Below are 848 nucleotides of genomic sequence, written 5' to 3'. Positions count from 1 at the left end.
GAACTGCTGGGGTACGGGCAGGGGGAACGAGCCAGGGAACGCATGCGGGAGTTGCAGCAGATCCGCGACAGCTTCCGCCAGAAGGATGCGGACCTTCAGTCTCAGTATCAGACCGGGGATATCAGTGAGGATTTTTACAGACAGGCACGGGCACAGAACGCGCAGTATCTGAGCGAACGCCTTAAGGACCAGGCAGCCTTTTATGCCGAATCGGATGCGCAGCGTGCGGACTGGCAGAAAGGCTTGCAGGAGGGGCTCAGTAACTGGGTGGACAATGCATCCGATTACGCTTCACAGGCAGCACAGCTTGCGACGGAGGGTATCTCAGGGATGGTGAATAACATCACGGAGATGCTGAACGGAAACAAAGTGGAATGGCGCAACTGGGCCTCATCCGTACTGCAGGAAATATCAAAAGTTCTTATGAATGCGGCCATTGTCAACGGAATTAAGACGGCGGCAAACGGTATGTCCGGTGCGGGAGGATTTCTCGGCAGCATTGGTGACTGGCTGGGCGGGGCGGTGGCCAATGCAAAAGGCGGCGTGTATACCTCGGCAAACCTGAGTGCGTACAGCAACAGCATTGTGGACACGCCCACGTACTTTGCGTTTGCAAAAGGGGCCGGGCTGATGGGGGAAGCAGGACCTGAAGCCATTATGCCCCTGACCCGGGCGGCGGATGGCTCGCTGGGCGTACGCGCGGTGGGCAGTATGAACGGCAGTGCCGGTCTGGTGTATTCCCCGGTCTACCACATCGCCATTCAGAATGACGGGGCTAACGGACAGATAGGGGCGGAGGCGGCAGGCAGTCTTGTGCAGCTGATTGACCAGCGGGTGCAGGCGGTGAT

At 58.5% G+C, this 848-nt stretch carries 1 protein-coding gene; it reads left to right on the top strand.

Features of this window, described 5'->3' with window-relative positions; all coding sequences use genetic code 11:
* A partial coding sequence (locus HEN33_RS25175) for a phage tail tape measure protein (RefSeq protein WP_183083525.1) occupies positions 1-848 on the top strand: 848 nt, incomplete at both ends.

Source organism: Escherichia sp. 94.0001 (genome assembly GCF_013369155.2).
GTDB classification, from domain to species: Bacteria; Pseudomonadota; Gammaproteobacteria; order Enterobacterales; family Enterobacteriaceae; genus Escherichia; species Escherichia coli_F.
The sequence above is the reverse complement of the archived record's forward strand: the minus strand, read 5'-3'. Positions and strand labels throughout refer to the sequence as shown.